The sequence below is a fragment of the uncultured Faecalicoccus sp. genome, assembly GCF_944325745.1.
Classification (GTDB): Bacteria; Bacillota_I; Bacilli_A; order Erysipelotrichales; family Erysipelotrichaceae; genus Faecalicoccus.
The window spans coordinates 1-15,436 of sequence record NZ_CALVBG010000027.1; the positions used below are offsets into that span (position 1 = coordinate 1).

The window sequence follows — 15,436 nt, forward strand, 5'->3', positions numbered from 1 at the left end:
GTTATTAGGTTCGCAGAGTGCTAAGAATGTAATGATCATTTCTTCCAAGTGGGAAGAGATTCAAGCGTATTTGATGGATACCTTGTCTCGTGGTGTGACGGTCTTAAGCGGAAAAGGCGGCTATACTTCGCAAGAGCGTCCGGTCCTGATGTGTGTCTTGTCCCGGAAAGAATATCCCATGGTAGAGCAGGAGATCAATCGGATCGACCCGGCGGCTTTTATGGTTGTCAGCGATGTCAACGAGATCCATGGTTCAGGCTTTACTTTTGAAGATGGAACGATCAACCGGAATGTGTGGTAAAAAAAGAACTCTCCTTAAGAGAGCTCAAACATGCCTGTATATAATTGATAGTACATGCCTTTTTGTTTGATCAGATCGGCATGACTGCCTCTTTCTTTGATCATGCCATGATCCAAAACGATGATCACATCGGCATTGCGGACCGTGGACAGACGGTGAGCAATCACAAAAACCGTTCGTCCTTCCATCAGCTGGTCCATGCCTTTCTCGATCAGCTTTTCGGTATGGGTATCGACCGAACTGGTTGCTTCATCCAAAATCAAGACCGGAGGATCGGCTACGGCTGCCCGGGCAATGGCAAGAAGCTGCCTTTGGCCGGCCGACAGGTTCTGACCATCGTTGTGCACTTTTGTCTGATACCCTTGGGGAAGACGGCGGATAAAAGAGTCTGCATTGGCAAGTTTTGCGGCCTGGATGCATTCATCATCGGTGGCTTCTAAATTTCCAAAACGGATATTGTCTAATATCGATCCCGTAAACAGATGGGTATCTTGAAGAACGATTCCTAAAGAACGACGCAAGTCGTCTTTTTTTATGAGCTTGATATCGATACCGTCGTAGGTGATCGAACCTTTCTGAATATCATAGAAACGATTGATCAGATTGGTGATCGTGGTTTTACCGGCCCCGGTGGCCCCGACAAAGGCCACTTTTTGTCCCGGTTTGGCAAATAACGAAACATCATGAAGGATCTTTTTCTTGGCATCGTAGCTGAAGTCAACATCGTGGAAACGAACATCACCCTTGAGCTGGACATATTCCACACCTTCTGGACGCGGATGCCTCCATGCCCAAAGTCCGGTGTTTTCGTGCGTTTCGATCACGTTTCCATCTTGGATCTGCACATTGACCAAGGTGACTTTTCCTTCGTCGACTTCCGGGGCAACATCCATGAGCGCAAAGATCCTTTCTGCTCCGGCCAGAGAACTCAGCAGCAAGTTCATCTGTAAAGTAAACTGATTGATAGGCATCGCCGCCTGACGAACAAAGATCAGATAGCTGGCCAGGGAACCGACATCCATTTGCCCTTGTAAGACCAAATATCCGCCTAAAACAGAGACAACGGCATAATTGACAAACGAAAGAGAGACGACCGTGGGAACGATTCTTTGCGAATAGCCTAAAGCATTGGCGCTGCTCGACTGCAGATCCGCATTGTGCTTTTCAAACTGTTGTTGGTTTTCTTTTTCGTGATTGAAGACTTTCACGACTTTTTGGGCGGTGATCATCTCTTCGCAAAATCCGTTGATGGCGCCGATGTTTTGTTGTTGAGAAGAGAAATAAGTCTTGCTTTTTGAGCTCGAATAACGAATATAGAAAAACATGATCAAATAAAAGATCAAAACGATGCAGCTTAATCTCCAGCTTAACACAAATAATAAAATCAAGGTCCCAACCACCTGAATGAAGCTTTGGATCATCATCGCAAAAGAGTTGTTCAAGGCATCGGATACCGTGTCGACATCGTTTGTAAAGCGCGACATCAATTCTCCATGGGAGTGGGTATCAAAAAAGGAAAGCGGAAGCTTCTGCATCACATGGAACAGATCATGACGAATATCTTTGATGACCTTTTGGGCGGCAACGGCCATACATTGGGTATATCCTAAAGCTGCCAAAACCCCGATCAGAAAGATCACGGCCATGATCAAGATCTGGATATAAGCTTGTTCCAGACCTTGAGAGAGAACTTGATTGACCGCCGGCCGAATCATGTAGGTTCCAAACAGATTTCCTAAGGCGGACAAGGCCACCAGCAGTCCTACAAAGATGAATAAGATCGCATGGTTTCCCATATAGTGGATCAAATTGCGAATCGTCTGTCCTAGATTCTGGGGTCTCATAAGCTGGCTCCTTTCTGTTGGGATTCATATAGTCCGCGATAGAAAGAGGAGGTCTGCATCAAAGAATCGTGATTTCCTATCGCACTGATCTTTCCGTCTTCCAAGATCAGGATCTGATCACAATGGATCACCGAGCTGACGCGCTGGGCAATCAAGATCTGGGTCAGTCCCTGGATCGAGCGCAAGGCGCTGCGGATCGAATGATCTGTATGGGTGTCGACAGCACTGGTCGAATCATCTAAGATCAAGATTCGCGGTTTTTTCAAAAGAGCCCGGGCGATACAGAGGCGCTGCCTTTGACCGCCGGAAACATTGGTGCCGCCTTGTTCAATGTACGTATCGTATCCTTTCGGGAATTTTTGGATAAATTCATCGGCGCAGGCAATTTCACAAGCCTTCCGGATCTCTTCATCCGAAGCGTCGGGATCACCCCAGCGCATGTTTTCTTTGATTGTCCCCGAAAACAAGGTATTATTCTGCAAGACCATCGCTACTTGATCACGCAAAGAAACCAGATCCATATCGCGGACATCGACATGACCGATCTTGATGCTTCCTTCGTTGACGTCATACAAACGAGGAATCAGTTGGACCAGACTGGATTTTGCGCTTCCCGTAGCTCCTAATATTCCCACCGTACTTCCTGCGGGAATATGCCAGGTAATATCGGATAACACATATTCTTTGGCATCGGGATGATATTTGAAGTAGACATGGTTAAAATCCACCGAATTATCTTTGGGCGTCAAGGGGATCTTTCCGGAACGCAAGGTCACAGGTTCTTCGATCACTTCGGCGATGCGGTTGCAGGAGGCGATGGAACGGGTGATCAACAAAAAGACGTTCGAGATCATCATCAGAGAATTCATGATCTGTAAAACATAGCTTAACACGCCCGTGAGCTCTCCTACCTGCATGTTTCCATCGACGATCATATTTACTCCCAACAACATCAATCCGACAATGGCCATATACATGGTCATTTGAAAGGCAGGTGTATTAAAGGAAGCAAAATGAAAGGTGTTTTGGGTAATGTCGGCCAGATCGTTATTGACTTGGGCAAACTGTTCTTCTTCGTATTCGTCACGAACAAACGCTTTGACCGCACGAATGGCGGTCAGGTTTTCCTGAATCAGAAGGTTGACTCGGTCTACGGCTTGCTGGAGGGTGCGATACATCGGAGCGATCTTTCTAACGATCAAAAACAAGATCACGCCCAGGATCGGTGTGGTGAACAAAAAGATGACCGCAAGCCGGGCATTGATGATAAAGGACATTACTAAACCTAGGATCAAAATGATCGGACCTCGTGCAAAGGGTCGGATCCCGTTGATCAATGCGTTTTGGATCACAGTGATATCGCTGGTCAAGCGGGTGATCAAAGAGGCGGTCTCAAAATGATCAAGATTTGAAAATGCGTATTCCTGGATCTTTTCATATTCGATCGAACGCAGCCGCTGGCAAAACAGAGAGATCGCTTTGGCGGCACATTTGGCATACCAGATCCCAAAGAGCAAAGAAAGGATGGCACAAAGAATCATCTGCAAGCCTTTTTCTAAGAAAATGGAAGGATCTTGCTGCGCGATCCCGACATCGATGATCTCACTCATCAATAAGGGGATGATCACTTCAAAAGAAGTTTCGATGGCGACAAAGAGGATCGATAAGACAAAATATAAACGAACGCCTTTTGAATAGCGGAACAATATTTTTAAAGATGACATATTTTCACTCCTGCTTGTCATTATACACCCAAACAGAAGACGGAACAAAAACACAAAAAGGGGATAATTTCGAATAAATCAACCTTTTCCTAAGCCATAGGAAATCAACTTCTGTCATTTGGACCAGGTCTTCTTTATAATCTAGTAGGAGGAGATTTTAATGAAGGTACTATTTTTAGATTATGATGGCACATTGAGAGTCCCGAATACCGATCAGGTCTCAAAAGAATCCATCACTTCTTTAGATACGATTCGTAAAAGAGGAAATTTAGCGTTTATCAATACAGGACGCTGTTATTATTCGATTGGTAATCAGGTAGAACACCTGCCTATTGATGGCTTGATTTGCGGCTGCGGTACTTATATACGCTATCACGATACAGTGCTTTATGAAGTAAAGGCGAATGCGATCCAAAAAGAAAAAGTCGTGCACGCTTTAAGACAATATCAGGTTGATGCGTTTTTAGAAGGCCATGCAGGTCTTTTTATGGATCAGCGATATTCGGATTATACGAACCGGGTCGTGGCCTTATTTGAAAAACAAGGCGTGTATATGCGACCTGTGAACGCGGATGATTTTGAGTTTTCAAAAATGAGCTTATATTATAAAAGTGAAGAACAGAAAAGGAATTTTGAAAAAGCTCTGCAGAAAGATTTTGATTTTATTACCTTCCCGAATTTGAAAGCAGAGGCTGTATTGCGTCATCATTCCAAAGCGACGGGGATGAAAAAGATTTTGAATGAACTCCATCTTCCCATGGAATCCAGCATTGCGTTTGGAGACAGCGATAATGATGAAGATATGTTGAAGGCCGCTCACTGTAGTGTGCTGATAGGAGACAATGCGCCCCATTTAAGCGAATGGGCCACCATTAAAGCTCCTTCTGCGGATGACGAAGGCATTACTTGGGCTTTACAGAAGATGAACTTATTAGATTGACCATGGATCCCATGGTCTTTTTTAGAAAAGAGATTGTTCACAAAATCGATAATAATAGATTTTGTGTGGAAGAGATGAACGAAAGAAGAATGACATAAAAACCGCCGTTGATGGGATGGACTCCGGATTGTAAGTACCCGGTCGTTTATGCGGAAAGAGGAAGAGGCGTGTATCACATCAAAACGGATCTAAATCATCAAAAAGAATTCAATGATTTTGTCAATGAATACATTCTCTCCAGTGATGAACATGCGAATAAATTAGGATTGAATATCCAGGATAAAGAATTTGGGGTCATGCAGCTTAGAAATCAGAGACTGGTTGATGAAGAGGGAAAACTTGTTTTTGAGTTTTCTTTGAATTATCCGGCAATAATCACAAATGAAGAAATTTGTCGACAGATCCGATCGAAACTGTCTCCGTGTCTAGAGCTTGTATGTACCAGTAATTATGATCCGGTCCGATTTGAAAAAGATTGTTTTTTATGCCAGACTTTAAAAGAAACATATGAAAAAATAACAGGATTGGATGGGACGCCGGTAACGACCACAGGAGGGACCTATGCGAAGATCATGCCTCACATCGTGCCTTTTAGCCCTAGTTTTCCTGGACAGAAAGGAATCGGTCATAACCCGAATGAATGGATGGATCGCGATGATTTGATTACAAACGCGAAGATCTACGCCTTAAGTATATTGGGGGTTGCCAATGGATAATAGTATGAATCAGGTAGAAATTTGTTGCGGAAGTTATCAGGATGCTATAGCAGCTTATCGAGGCGGGGCTAAACGCGTTGAATTGAATAGTGCCTTGAGTGTAGGTGGTTTGTCGCCCAGTCTAATTGCGTTGCGACGAATCAAACGAGAAACGGATCTCAAGGTCATCTGTATGGTTCGTCCACGGGCAGCCGGGTTTCATTATGATGCTGTTGAAGCAGAACTGATGTTGGAAGAGGCACGATTATTTTTAGAAAATGGTGCTGATGGGATTGCGTTTGGATTCTTGAGCGAAGATGGAAAAGTCGATCGCGAGAACACCCAAAGAATGGTTACATTGATTCATTCTTACAAAAAGGAAGCTGTTTTTCATCGTGCTATTGATGTGACGCCCGATATCGATGCCGCCATGAAGATCTTAGTAGAACTGAAAGTGGATCGAGTGTTGACGAGTGGACAAAGAGCCAAGGCGATGGAAGGAATCGCATGCATTGAACATCTTCAAAAGACATATGGAAAGCAGATCGAAATCTTGCCAGGAAGTGGAATGAATGCTTCTAATGCGAAAGAGATGATTGAAACGACAGGGGTTCATCAAATTCATTCTTCTTGCAAAGATTATAGAGAAGACAGGACCACTTTTTCTGAATATGTCAGTTATGCTTACCTTTCTCAACCGCATGAAATGGATTATGATGTGGTAGAAGAAAGCTTGGTCCGAAAACTTGTACAAAGTGTGAATTCATAAAAAAGGCTTGGGAATCAAGCCTTTTTTAGTGCGAAACGATAAATGGAATCTTGATTTAAATCATAGGCATGAAGATCGATGGAAGAGATCTCATAGTTTTCATATGTTTTATAATAGTAGATTCCTTTAGAAGCATTGATGCAGCTGGAATAGATCGTATAATCCATCGTGTTGTGTTCAGTCAGGACGCTTCCTTTGATCATTTGGACCTGATCGAGTACGCGGAAGAATTGTTGTACGTTGTCTTTTTCGCTTCCATCCGAATAAAGGTTTTGTTTCAAAAAAGCAGTATGGACAAAACGCGAAGGACTTGAAGCATCTCCCGGCAACCCGAGAGCGCCCATGCCGTTGGCATAAGGATGCAATGAAAGATTGTCGCTAAAGCGATTGTCTGGATAGTCTTTTGTCAGATTTAAATACTGCACAAGATTCATTTGATGGAAACTAAATTCCGGATTGTTGGTCAATACTCCAATGGGGTTATCATAGATTTTGAGGCCCTCTTTAACGGATTCGATCACGACACATTCTTCTTTATCCGCAAGGATCCAGTGCAATGGAGAATTTGGCACCTGAGGGCGAAAGGCGGTATCGATGATATTGGCATTGTTTAACAGCATTCGGGCATCTTGTACACTGTGGCATTGACCCAGGATCCAGGGAATGATCTCAAATGAAGCAATGTTTGTTTTATCCTTTTGGATCTTATGGTAAACGGCATTGCCGGTAAACTGTAAGCCGGCCATCCCCAGACCTTTTTCATTGACGGCTTCGGCATATAGAGGAGTTTGGTCGATGATCGTAGCCATCCCAATGGTAGCCAGATGAGTATTGAGCGTTGGTTCTTCCACAAAAGAAAGCGGAAAATTCCGCGGTGTGATCACGACTTCTTCTCCAAAGGAGCAATCCAGATCCAGATTTCTTCCAAAATAGAAATCATGATTCAAATAAGTGAAACTTGTACACATATGCAGACCTCCTTTGATCTTTACCAGATGTACATATTTTTGGCAGGACGAGTATAATTCTTTTCTAACATCGCGACATGGGACAAGAATGCCGGATCCTGAAAAGATTTGGCATGATGTTCGCAAATTTGGATGCAGCGCTGACATTTGATGCACGTACCAGGGGTTTGCGAGCAGTCGAGAAGGTCGATGGCTTCCATAGGGCACAAGGCGGCACAGCGTCCGCAGTTGGTACAAAGTGCCGGGTCCGTGACTGGCTTGGCCTTTAAAAAGTTTACCGGCTTTCCATCAAGTCCTTTCGGAATATAATAGGGGGCGTGAGGATCTCCCGGGAGTTGAACTTGTTCTACCGTTTCCACAAAACGAAATTTATTGCGAACATGACGCACAAAGTTTTTGATGTCGACGGCATCCAAAGGATCGGGTCGGCCAGCGCCTAAGGTTTTAGAAAACGCATGCGGACAGACCGCCGCAAGACCGGCAATCGAAAGAAATCCATTTTGTGATAATACATAGCCTAGTTCAGCCAGGGAATTGTCAAAGCTGCGATTGCCAAAGGTAACGGCAGGAATCAGCCAAGTGTCGGACCCATGGATTTTATCTTGAAGAAAAGGTAGAATCTTGTTAGGGAGCTTTCCTGCATAAGTAGGCATTCCCAGGATCACCAGATCACCAGATCGAAACTGTAACGGTTTAGATTTCGCGTTGATCAAAGTGATATCGATGGCTTTCCAGGGAGTGCGTAAAGCGCCGGCAAGTTGTCGGCCCACATCTTTAACGAGCTTTTCGGTATTTCCTGTTGGACTCCAGAAGACGGAGTAGATCATATGTGGTTTCATAATTTCATTATAGGCGAAATCAATCAAAAGGAAAGGAGAATGCTTGATGCGTCTATCCGTGATCAGCGATCAGATCAGTCTTGATGAAGAAAAAGCTTTTTCACAAATTCAGAAAGAAGGATATAAAGAAGTAGAACTTCACGATGTCTTTGGCCATTCCATCGAAGAATGTACACCGGATGAAGTAAAACGATTAAAAAAACTGTTGGATAAATATGGTTTGCGAGTTTCAAATCTGGCGTCCACGCTCTTCTTTTTGTGTCCATTATTTCCGGATGATCAAGTATCCTTGTTCAATCCAACTTTTTATAGCATTGAAGGGAATGTAGAAAGGCATCTCGTATATTTGAAAAATACCTGTCGCATTGCTCAGGAATTAGATTGCCCTACGATCCGCATCTTTCCGTTCCGGTGGCCGGATAATCGCAAAGGGCCTTTTGGAACCAAAGAAGATCTGGATCGAATCTGTGAAAATATCTCTAAAGCAATCGAAATCGCCAGACAAGAGGACCGTGTTTTAGTTTTGGAAAATTGTCCGTATTCGCATTTGCCCAAAGGACAGATGACCTTGGAGGTTGTGCGGAGACTAGAAGATCCGCATTTACAGTTATTGTGGGATCCGGCCAACTCTTATCGTGCGATCCGTGAAAATGTTCCGCAAGATTATCAGGGATGGAGTCTGGATGATGAATTAGAAGCTCTTTATCCATATATCGGGCACATCCATTTAAAGGATTATCATTATGATGAACGTTTCCCCAAGCCCTTTCTTCATAAAGCTTTGGGAGAGGGAGATATTGATTATGAGGGCTTGTTGCCAAAGCTTCATAAGAAAGGTTATGATAAAAGTCTTTCTTTAGAACCGGAAGTGGAACTGGATCTGACATTATTGAGCATGCGTCGGTTAAAGGCATTCTTCCAGTGAGATGCTATCCAAATCATGGGTTTTTTGTTAAGATAATACTATGAATAAAAAACACATCGTTGCGATACTCAGCGTATTAGTGATCGTTTCTCTATCTATTACAGCTTATACAGGCTATCAAATTTATTCTCAGCCGGAAAAACGGGATGAAGAGATCACGGGATTGAATCAAACTAAAAAGAAAGAAGTAGAACCAAAGACTTCTTCCTTTACATTTGCCGGTGTAGGGGATAATTTGATCCATGATGCGATTTATTTAGAGTATCTGAATGGGAATACAAATTTTGACTTTAACCAAGATTATGCTTTGATGAAACAGTATATTGAACCAGTGGACCTGGCTTATATCAATCAGGAGACGGTTTGTGCCGGAGAAGAGTTTGGATTGAGCAACTATCCGACTTTTAATGGCCCTACGCAAATCTTGGATGCGACATTCAACACGGGATTTGATTGGTTTGCGGCAAGCAGTAATCACAGTTTGGATGTAGGAGCCGAAGGATTGATTGCGGAGTTAAATTATATTCATGAACGGTATCCGGACGTTTCCATTACTGGTGCTTATCGCACACAAGAAGAATCCGAGAAATATGTAGTTCGCGAAGTCAATGGCATCAAAGTCGGGCTTTTAGGATATACGTATGGGACCAATGGAGTCCCTTTGCCGGAAGATAAACCTTGGATCCTAGACTTGATCGATGAAGAAAAGATCAAAAATGATGTTCAAGAGATCTCCCAGATCAGTGATGTACAGATTGTTTCGATGCACTGGGGAACAGAGTATAATACAGAGATCGAACCGGATCAGGAAGAACTTGCGAAAAAGATGAATGAGTGGGGCGTAGAAGTAATTATCGGGACTCATCCGCATGTGATCAAGCCGGCAGAGATCATCAAAGGAGAAGATCAGGATACTTTGTGTTATTACTCGCTCGGTAACTTTTTGAGTGCTCAAGATACCAATGATCGCATGGTCGGAGGCATGGCCAGCTTTACTTTGAATTACGATTTTACAAATAAAGAGACCACATTTGAAAATGTAGAATTTACTCCGACAATCACTTATTTCGAGCCTAATTTTGCGAATTTTAAAACAATGACCATCCATGAATATGATAACAATTATGCATCGAATCATTATGTGACGGCACTAGGTTATGATATGTCTAAAGAATGGATCCAGAATTACGTAAAAGAAATTGTGGGAGAACCAGAAGGAATCGAGGTTGTCTTAGAATAATGAATCAAAAAACAATTGCGGAAAACCGTAAGGCCCGGCATGAATATGAATTGTTTGACCGTTATGAAGCGGGGTTAGCGTTAAAAGGAACGGAAATCAAAAGCATCCGCAAGGGGAAGGTCCAGCTCAAGGATGCTTATATCAGTTTTTATGGCAATGAAGCTTATATCAAAGGGATGCATATTTCACCTTATGAATTTGGAAACATCTTTAATCACGAAGAAACAAGAGATCGCAAATTGCTTCTACATAAAAGCGAGATTCGAAAATTAGAACAGGCGGCCCGCCTAAAAGGCTATACAGTTGTGCCGACGCGAATCTATCTTTCTAAAGGATTGGCAAAATTGGAGATTGCCTTGGCAAAAGGGAAGAATCTTCATGATAAAAGAGAGTCTCAGAAGAAAAAAGATGCTCAAAAAGAGATCCAGAAAGCCTTGAAGAATCAGTATTAGTACGTTATAATGACGTACTCTGGGGGTGTTTTTGGCATTCGATGAGTAAATGTTTGGATAGAACCACAGCCACGAAGGTCACGTGTAATAACCACTTAAATTTAAACGCTAAAACAAAAATTGCTAACGTATTTGGTGTAAACCAGAACGTTGCTTTCGCTGCCTAATCTTAGCCTACGTTTGGCTCGCAGCCCCGATAGTCTGAGTTCGCTTTCTTATCAGATATCGCTGGATTCATAAAGAAGATAAGATGAAGTATTGATCCGCTGCTTCATACGAAAACTTTAGGATCACCTCTTATGATGATCGTTCTTATCCGAGACATAAGAGTACATGATAAGAAAAGCTGTAAACGTTGTATCGTGGGACTTTGCTTAGACAGGAGTTCGACTCTCCTCACCTCCACCAAGAGAAAACAAAAGTGTCAAATTATGCTTTAGATAAAGCACATTTGGCACTTTTTTGGTTATTATAGAATGATATTGAGTCGATTTTTGAGTCGATTTTTAGAAATTTAGTCAAATTTCAGTTCATTTAAGTCGTGAAAAGCTCCTTTAAAATCGTCTTTTTGAATATGTAAAATGAAGTCGTATAAGACTGAATAAATATGTGAATCCATTTTTAATAAAGTGTTTTTGATTTCCTTATCATAGTTGCCTGTTTTTTTGGATTGAGTATAACTTTCATCAAGTTTTTTCTTTACTATTTCTTTCAACTCTTTTAAATCGCTAAGGATCATAGCTTCTTTTAAGATATCCTCTGTCTTCTGAGATTGAGAGACAATATCTAAATCCTTACAGAGGCTCTTCAACGCAAAATACAAATCACTGTGGCCTTGGAAAATGTTATATATGTCGAGATCTTTTAGTTGAAGATTACGTTCTCTTTTTTTCAAAGTATCTGTATCGGCTGCCGTTAGCATGCCGGCTAGATAAGAAGAATAAACGATATTCTTTGGTACATTGCTAGGAATCGTTTCTAAATCGCTTTCATGCAGGATTGTTTCTAATCTGTCTGTAGAAAGGATTACATCAAATTGTTTAGCGATTTCAATGAATTCATTCACAGTTAGAAAATCTGCCAATAGATCAACATCTCGTTTATCAATGACATGATCTACAAAATCAGAATATTCAATCGCTAAATCTAGCTTTCCGCCGCTGTCTTGGTTTGTATAATAATCGTTAAGAATTTGAGAATTCAGTTTAAATGCTCGATTGGTATTGGCCACCTGTACTCTTTCGGTAATGAAATCACTGGCATCCATGTTTCGTATATCGAAAGACCGATGTATTTTTCCGTCTTCATCTAAATAACCGCTATCTGCAAAATATTCGACAGGCAATTCAAAATATTCTGCAATCTTTTCCAGAGTTGCATCGGTTGGATGCTTTGTGTTGTTCAAGTATTTTGAGATCAAAGCCCGTGATAATCCCATATCTTGAGCAAATTGAGTAATGGTAACTCCCTTTTCTTTTAGAGCATTATACAATTGTTCACCAATATAATTTTTATGTTTATAACTTGTCATGGTTATAGTATACCATACCGCATTCAATGGTGGGTACTAAAATGTGTATTTTGTGGTTGCGTATCTTAGGGAAGTATAGTATATTTTAAGTGGGTACTATATAGCGTACTAGAAAGGAGCGCAGGATGACATACTTAAGAAAGTTTCAATTGTTGTCAAAGCCTTATATGCATATGTCGGATCTAAGACAAGTCCTAGGCGTGGCATATCCTAAATTCAAACCTTTATGGGATCAGATGATAAAAGATCTCGAAAATCAAACAGGAAAAAAATTAGGTGCATGGCAATGGGGGATTCCAACGAACTTAATTTGTGATTATTTTAATATCGACATTGATCGTTATCAAGAATTGGCAAAAAAAGAAAAAGCCGATGCATAGCTGGCACTATCCATCGACTAAAAAGAAGTGCTTTCACACATCTTCCAAAAGAAATAATAATGGAAAATCAATTCTTTTTCAATGTGAAGCACTTTTATTTTCTATAGAAAGGAGTGCTTTTTATTGTGGGAAAAATTAATGTTCCAAGGACAAATTTTACACCAATTGATAATTATCATTTAAAGGATAATAATTTGTCGCTTAAAGCGATAGGATTATTTGACAAAATGTTAAGTCTTCATCCTGATTGGGATTATTCTATAAGAGGATTGACGGCGATTTGTAAAGAGTCCATCAATACCATTCAATCGATTATTAAAGAGTTGGAGGATCGCGGGTATTTAGAAAGAATCGTGATTCGAGATGAAAAGGGTCGATTTCTAGATTGCGATTATATTCTGCATAATTATCCGTGTCACAAAAATCGAGATATGGATAATCGAGATTTGGGTTTTCCAGATATGGAAAATTACGACAAATTAAATACTAATAAATTAAGAACTAAAGAATTAAATAAGAAAAATATATATAAGTATTATTGTCATTTGAAAAAGACGTGTCATGGCTGTATCGATGAAGCATGTAGAAACTGTTTTAACATCAATCAGTGTCCGTTTCCGGTAAATCAAGAACGCATAGAGAGGCTTTATGGAGATTCAGAACAAGCGGATATTCAAGCTATGCAGGAAATCTTCTTTTCTAATGAGAACTATGATATTCAAAAAAGAGATTCTGCTGATTTAGCTACTGTTTTGGAAGAAAGGTTTCGTTTTCTTCTTGAAGATAATCCAAAACTATTAAATGAGGATTATCGTAAAGATTATCTAAAAAACTATTATGGTTCTGGAGATGACAATAATGGCAGTGATTAGAAACGATAATGGGAATGGATATAAAATTCGATGCTTGAATCCTAGACGAAAAAAGATGACTACGATACGCCGCAATCCTAAAACTGGTTTAAACTTCCAAACGAAAAGGGAGGCCAAGGAATACGAGCAGTATTATCTGAAAAATCAGGTTAATCTATCTTTGAAATTTGATAGTCTTTTTCGGCACTATATTGATGATTACATGGCTCAAAAAATTTCTTCCTCAGCAAAAGATGTTGAATCATGGTATCGAAATAATATTCAACCGTTTATTGGAAAAAGAAAAGTATCTTCTTTAAAAATAGTTGATTTAGAAATCATTGCTCAGTCTATGCAGAAAGATGGATATTCCGTTTCGTACACGAATAAAATGACGACCAACGTTAATACGATATGTAACTGGGGTGTTGCTCATGGCTTTTTGGATCGAAATCCAGTTGCAGGCTACAAACCATTAAAGCAGATAAAAACATCCGAGGATCTTAAATATTGGACTCCAGAGCAATTTAAACGCGTTCTGGCAGCGATTCCAGAGAGATACAAGGATAGTGATGCGATCTATATTCGATTTTTTGTTCTCTTCAATTATTTGACGGGAATACGAAAAGGGGAACAACGAGCTCTTCAATGGAACAACATTGATTTTGATCGAAATATTATCCACGTCGATTATCATGTTAATGAACACGGAGAACGAGTGAGAGGACGCAAGAACGGAAATGGTTATTCCATAGTCATGGATCGTGCTGTTAAAGATTTATTATTGGAGATACATGACTTTATGAAGCAACTTGATGGTTACAGTCGAAAGGCTTACGTCTTTCCGTCTATGACAAAAGGGATGAATTGTCCTTTAGGTACTTATACTCCTACACGATGGATCAAAGAGTTGGCAGAGTATTGTGATTTACCTAATATCACTTTCCATGGTTTAAGACATTCAGCATGTTCTTATTGGACTTCCGTTGTTGGCCTGTCGCCTTATGAGGTGGCCGATAAATTAGGAGATACAGTAAAAGTGGTTCTTGAAGTCTATGCAGACTTTTTCCATGAACAAAAACGAGAAGTTGCAGAAAAGATCGATAGACATTCAAAAGCATTAATGAAACTGCTAAACGAAGAGGAAGAGGTCTGATTTTTAAATTACGTAAGTCACCATTTTATAGAATAGTATTTCTAAAATGATTGATTCTTTATGGGCAGTAATGCAAAAGATTTTTCTGCTTTCTGCTGATTTTCTATGTCTAAAATTGTAGCAAGCACTGAATAATGGCCCCACCATCATTCAAATATCTTAGGGGATACCCCTAAAACCCCGTTTTGTACAAGTGATTAGCACTATGAAATACTGTATAATCACTATATACAACTATTAATTAATGAGATGATAAAATGGCAAACGACATTGTAATATTCAAAATGGTGAACTGGAATTAGAAGTTACGGTGACTCCAGAAAATGACACCGTATGTCTCACCCAACAACAAATGGCAGAACCTTTTGATAAAGAAAGATCAGTAATCACAAAACATATAGGAAATATCTTTAAAGAAAAAGAATTGGATAAAGATAGTAATGTGCAAAATTTGCACATTACAAATTCCGACCGCCCAGTTTCCTTTTATAGTCTCGATGTCATCATTTCTGCCGGTTATCGTGTTAAATCACAAAGAGGCATTGCATTTCTGCCGTTAATGAAAAACGCTTAGAGTTTTTAAATAAGAACCATCATTTGATCATTGATGGAAGACAGATCATTTCAGACAGTGCCTTAGTAGCAATCACCTTGATGATTGCTGAGTCAAGACCAGAAGAAAAGGAAACGATGGTCAAGCTAGTCATGAACTTCTTGTCAAAACAGAACACGCACGACTAATCGAAATTTGAATATCAGTAAATTATGACCTCTCAACAGAGGTTACAGTGTTTTAATAAAATCCTCCAAAAGCCTTGAAA

General features: G+C 40.6%; 17 protein-coding genes and 1 other RNA gene. 13 read left to right on the plus strand and 5 right to left on the minus strand.

Going from position 1 to position 15,436, the window contains the following annotated elements; genetic code table 11:
• Positions 1-301 (plus strand): YitT family protein (locus Q0J48_RS04055; protein WP_296241902.1); only part of this gene is annotated, 301 nt, incomplete at its 5' end.
• Between the two features lie 14 nt (positions 302-315).
• Here Q0J48_RS04055 and Q0J48_RS04060 read toward each other — a convergent pair.
• On the minus strand, positions 316-2,145 hold the full coding sequence (locus Q0J48_RS04060; RefSeq protein ID WP_296241904.1) for an ABC transporter ATP-binding protein: 1,830 nt from the start codon (positions 2,143-2,145) through the stop codon (positions 316-318).
• On the minus strand, positions 2,142-3,869 hold the full coding sequence (locus Q0J48_RS04065) for an ABC transporter ATP-binding protein (protein ID WP_296241905.1): 1,728 nt from the start codon (positions 3,867-3,869) through the stop codon (positions 2,142-2,144). Before Q0J48_RS04065 ends, Q0J48_RS04060 begins: the two co-directional genes overlap by 4 nt.
• A gap of 160 nt (positions 3,870-4,029) precedes the next feature.
• Between Q0J48_RS04065 and Q0J48_RS04070 the strand changes: the two genes are divergently transcribed.
• From Q0J48_RS04070 to Q0J48_RS04080, 3 genes are all read left to right on the plus strand, one after another.
• Positions 4,030-4,809 carry an HAD family hydrolase gene (locus Q0J48_RS04070; RefSeq protein ID WP_296241908.1) on the plus strand — a complete coding sequence of 260 codons (780 nt, stop codon included), beginning with the start codon at positions 4,030-4,032 and terminating at the stop codon, positions 4,807-4,809.
• Positions 4,810-4,976: 167 nt separating this feature from the next.
• Positions 4,977-5,525 (plus strand): M20/M25/M40 family metallo-hydrolase, encoded by a 549-nt coding sequence (locus Q0J48_RS04075; RefSeq protein WP_296241911.1) that lies wholly within the window; start codon positions 4,977-4,979, stop codon positions 5,523-5,525.
• A 4-nt stretch (positions 5,526-5,529) separates the two neighbouring features.
• The gene (locus Q0J48_RS04080; protein ID WP_296241912.1) at positions 5,530-6,273 is read left to right on the plus strand and encodes a copper homeostasis protein CutC; all 744 of its coding nucleotides are present in this window, start codon (positions 5,530-5,532) and stop codon (positions 6,271-6,273) included.
• Positions 6,274-6,287: 14 nt separating this feature from the next.
• On the opposite strand, the gene bsh is transcribed toward Q0J48_RS04080, so the two are convergent.
• Both bsh and Q0J48_RS04090 read right to left on the minus strand, forming a co-directional pair.
• Positions 6,288-7,241: a choloylglycine hydrolase gene (bsh, locus tag Q0J48_RS04085; protein WP_296241913.1), complete on the minus strand. Its 954-nt coding sequence runs from the start codon at positions 7,239-7,241 to the stop codon at positions 6,288-6,290.
• A 20-nt stretch (positions 7,242-7,261) separates the two neighbouring features.
• A complete protein-coding gene (locus Q0J48_RS04090; protein ID WP_296241914.1) occupies positions 7,262-8,080 on the minus strand; it encodes a 4Fe-4S binding protein in 819 nt (272 codons plus the stop codon).
• Between the two features lie 46 nt (positions 8,081-8,126).
• Here Q0J48_RS04090 and Q0J48_RS04095 point away from each other — a divergent pair, with 46 nt between their 5' ends.
• The 4 genes from Q0J48_RS04095 (at position 8,127) to ssrA (ending at position 11,105) form a co-directional block, all read left to right on the plus strand.
• Positions 8,127-9,005: a sugar phosphate isomerase/epimerase gene (locus tag Q0J48_RS04095; RefSeq protein ID WP_296241915.1), complete on the plus strand. Its 879-nt coding sequence runs from the start codon at positions 8,127-8,129 to the stop codon at positions 9,003-9,005.
• Positions 9,006-9,045: 40 nt separating this feature from the next.
• Complete coding sequence (locus tag Q0J48_RS04100) at positions 9,046-10,245, plus strand: CapA family protein (RefSeq protein WP_296241916.1); 1,200 nt, start codon at positions 9,046-9,048, stop codon at positions 10,243-10,245.
• Positions 10,242-10,697, plus strand: a complete 456-nt coding sequence (gene smpB, locus Q0J48_RS04105) for an SsrA-binding protein SmpB (protein ID WP_296241925.1) — start codon at positions 10,242-10,244, stop codon at positions 10,695-10,697. The genes Q0J48_RS04100 and smpB overlap by 4 nt, the downstream gene beginning before the upstream one ends.
• A gap of 21 nt (positions 10,698-10,718) precedes the next feature.
• Positions 10,719-11,105, plus strand: a transfer-messenger RNA (tmRNA) gene (gene ssrA, locus Q0J48_RS04110).
• Between the two features lie 106 nt (positions 11,106-11,211).
• Here ssrA and Q0J48_RS04115 read toward each other — a convergent pair.
• Positions 11,212-12,228 carry a helix-turn-helix transcriptional regulator gene (locus tag Q0J48_RS04115; RefSeq protein WP_296241917.1) on the minus strand — a complete coding sequence of 339 codons (1,017 nt, stop codon included), beginning with the start codon at positions 12,226-12,228 and terminating at the stop codon, positions 11,212-11,214.
• 125 nt (positions 12,229-12,353) lie between these two features.
• Here Q0J48_RS04115 and Q0J48_RS04120 point away from each other — a divergent pair, with 125 nt between their 5' ends.
• The 5 genes from Q0J48_RS04120 to Q0J48_RS04140 all read left to right on the plus strand — a co-directional run bounded on the left by Q0J48_RS04120 (position 12,354) and on the right by Q0J48_RS04140 (position 15,356).
• The gene (locus Q0J48_RS04120; protein WP_289570523.1) at positions 12,354-12,608 is read left to right on the plus strand and encodes a hypothetical protein; all 255 of its coding nucleotides are present in this window, start codon (positions 12,354-12,356) and stop codon (positions 12,606-12,608) included.
• 125 nt (positions 12,609-12,733) lie between these two features.
• Entirely contained in the window at positions 12,734-13,480 is a 747-nt protein-coding gene (locus tag Q0J48_RS04125) for a helix-turn-helix domain-containing protein (RefSeq protein WP_183374165.1), read from the plus strand.
• Entirely contained in the window at positions 13,467-14,615 is a 1,149-nt protein-coding gene (locus Q0J48_RS04130; protein ID WP_183374164.1) for a site-specific integrase, read from the plus strand. The genes Q0J48_RS04125 and Q0J48_RS04130 overlap by 14 nt, the downstream gene beginning before the upstream one ends.
• Positions 14,616-14,925: 310 nt before the next feature.
• Entirely contained in the window at positions 14,926-15,189 is a 264-nt protein-coding gene (locus Q0J48_RS04135) for a hypothetical protein (RefSeq protein ID WP_296241921.1), read from the plus strand.
• A 23-nt stretch (positions 15,190-15,212) separates the two neighbouring features.
• Positions 15,213-15,356, plus strand: coding sequence for a hypothetical protein (locus tag Q0J48_RS04140; RefSeq protein ID WP_183374163.1), 144 nt, complete (start codon positions 15,213-15,215; stop codon positions 15,354-15,356).
• Positions 15,357-15,436 lie beyond the last annotated feature (80 nt).

What these genes read in the sequence shown, in the direction of transcription:
- bsh (WP_296241913.1), bottom strand. Translation starts at nt 7,241, where the DNA reads ATGTGTACAAGTTTCACTTATTTGAATCATGATTTCTATTTTGGAAGA.
- Q0J48_RS04070 (WP_296241908.1), top strand. Translation starts at nt 4,030, where the DNA reads ATGAAGGTACTATTTTTAGATTATGATGGCACATTGAGAGTCCCGAAT.
- Q0J48_RS04120 (WP_289570523.1), top strand. Translation starts at nt 12,354, where the DNA reads ATGACATACTTAAGAAAGTTTCAATTGTTGTCAAAGCCTTATATGCAT.
- Q0J48_RS04115 (WP_296241917.1), bottom strand. Translation starts at nt 12,228, where the DNA reads ATGACAAGTTATAAACATAAAAATTATATTGGTGAACAATTGTATAAT.
- Q0J48_RS04090 (WP_296241914.1), bottom strand. Translation starts at nt 8,080, where the DNA reads ATGAAACCACATATGATCTACTCCGTCTTCTGGAGTCCAACAGGAAAT.
- Q0J48_RS04060 (WP_296241904.1), bottom strand. Translation starts at nt 2,145, where the DNA reads ATGAGACCCCAGAATCTAGGACAGACGATTCGCAATTTGATCCACTAT.
- Q0J48_RS04065 (WP_296241905.1), bottom strand. Translation starts at nt 3,869, where the DNA reads ATGTCATCTTTAAAAATATTGTTCCGCTATTCAAAAGGCGTTCGTTTA.
- Q0J48_RS04080 (WP_296241912.1), top strand. Translation starts at nt 5,530, where the DNA reads ATGAATCAGGTAGAAATTTGTTGCGGAAGTTATCAGGATGCTATAGCA.
- Q0J48_RS04100 (WP_296241916.1), top strand. Translation starts at nt 9,046, where the DNA reads ATGAATAAAAAACACATCGTTGCGATACTCAGCGTATTAGTGATCGTT.
- Q0J48_RS04130 (WP_183374164.1), top strand. Translation starts at nt 13,467, where the DNA reads ATGGCAGTGATTAGAAACGATAATGGGAATGGATATAAAATTCGATGC.
- Q0J48_RS04095 (WP_296241915.1), top strand. Translation starts at nt 8,127, where the DNA reads ATGCGTCTATCCGTGATCAGCGATCAGATCAGTCTTGATGAAGAAAAA.